This is a genomic window from Oleiphilus sp. HI0066 (assembly GCF_001635725.1).
This window is the reverse complement of the sequence record NZ_LWFH01000999.1, coordinates 1-1,524: the sequence shown is the minus strand read 5'-3', so window position 1 is coordinate 1,524 and position 1,524 is coordinate 1. Positions and strand designations below refer to the sequence as shown.

Here is a 1,524-nt window from a genome sequence, read left to right as displayed (position 1 = left end):
GTGAGCGAACCATTACGATTGACTGTGATGTGATTCAGGCTGATGGCGGAACGCGTACAGCCTCTATTACGGGCGGGTGTGCAGCACTTGGCGTGGCGTTAAATGGATTGGTCGAAGCAGGCAAGTTAAAGGAATCTCCGCTTAAGCAAAAAGTGGCTGCAATTTCGGTTGGCATTTATGAAGGTGAAGCTGTCCTTGACTTGGACTATCCAGAAGACTCTGCTGCTGAAACCGATATGAATGTCGTGATGACAGATAAAGGTGGTTTTATTGAAGTGCAGGGCACAGCTGAAGGTGAAGCATTTGAGCAGAAAGAATTTGACGCAATGCTTGCTTTGGCACGCAAAGGCTTAGGGGAAATTTTTGAGCTTCAACAGGCGCTTTTAGACGGTAACGCATAGTACTGAATTGTCAGAACTTAGCTACGTTCGCAGACTAGAGCGAAGTGTCGTGATGCGCTTTGCTCTTAATCTAAAAATGGGTGGTATTCTGATCTAAGTTGCAGAGTAACCGCGAGTGAAAAGAAGATTTAAATGAAGGGTAAGAGTTAGCGTCCGTGCTAATTCTCAGTTACATGATGATGTCGTAGTCGATGATCACTGGAGCATGATCTGAAAACCGCGTGTCGTAGTCGATAAAACCATCTTCAATGACATTGCTGACCGTTGCGCTAGTGATTTGAAAGTCTGTTCGAATCCCTGCTTCGCTTTGCTCTTCACCAGCCTCTTTTGGCCAATATGTGTACTCACCTTTGTGTTTGTTGACCTGACGAAAAGCGTCGACATAGCCGAGTTCGTCAAAGCTTTTATCAAACCACTCGCGTTCATGCGCTAGAAATCCGGCCGCCTCTCGGTCGTGGTAGTACTTGCTCGCATCGGTGACTTGATGGGCTGATTGGAAGTTTCCGGTATAAATGAACTGTCGGCGCTTACGCAGACATTTTTCAAGATGGTCTTGGAATACTTCCATGAATTTATCTTTATCTTCTTGCTGTTCAGCGTTGTGCATAGCTCCGGGGGCAAGCATTGAGGCTACGCTGACGTTATCAAAGTCTGCTTGAATAAAGCGGCCTTGGCGATCTGCTGGTTCGTAAGCGAAACCATACATAATGGCTTTAGGGAAGTGGCGCGTATATATGGCAACGCCGCCATCTTCTGGAAACTCGGCATCAAGGAAGTAAACTTCGTAACCTGGTGGGTGGTAAATGTCATCATCAAAGTCGTAGACTTTACCGCGAATGTCTTGGACGCAAACTACATCGGCATCGATTTCTTGCATCCATTCATAAAAACCTAGTTCAGCAGCTTGCTTCAAGCCATTTACGCTGATTGATACTACACGCATATCTGCCCCTTAATTTGAACGCGTGGTATGATACTCAATTCACATTTTTTGAAAAGAAATAACCGAAAATATTTACATTAAGGCTTTATCTATGTCGTCGAACCAAACTCTTAAACCACATCAACGTGAATTTATTGAATTTGCCCTTCAAAAAAATGTTCTTAAGTTTGGCGAGTTTAC

2 protein-coding genes are annotated in these 1,524 nt (G+C 44.6%); one reads left to right on the top strand and one right to left on the bottom strand.

The window, feature by feature from the left end:
* Nucleotides 1-401: ribonuclease PH (rph, locus tag A3738_RS11280; RefSeq protein WP_068763600.1), on the top strand; the 401-nt coding region annotated here is incomplete at its 5' end.
* A 169-nt stretch (nt 402-570) separates the two neighbouring features.
* On the opposite strand, the gene A3738_RS11275 is transcribed toward rph, so the two are convergent.
* A complete protein-coding gene (locus A3738_RS11275) occupies nt 571-1,344 on the bottom strand; it encodes an exodeoxyribonuclease III (RefSeq protein ID WP_068501387.1) in 774 nt (257 codons plus the stop codon).
* Nucleotides 1,345-1,524: the final 180 nt, after the last annotated feature.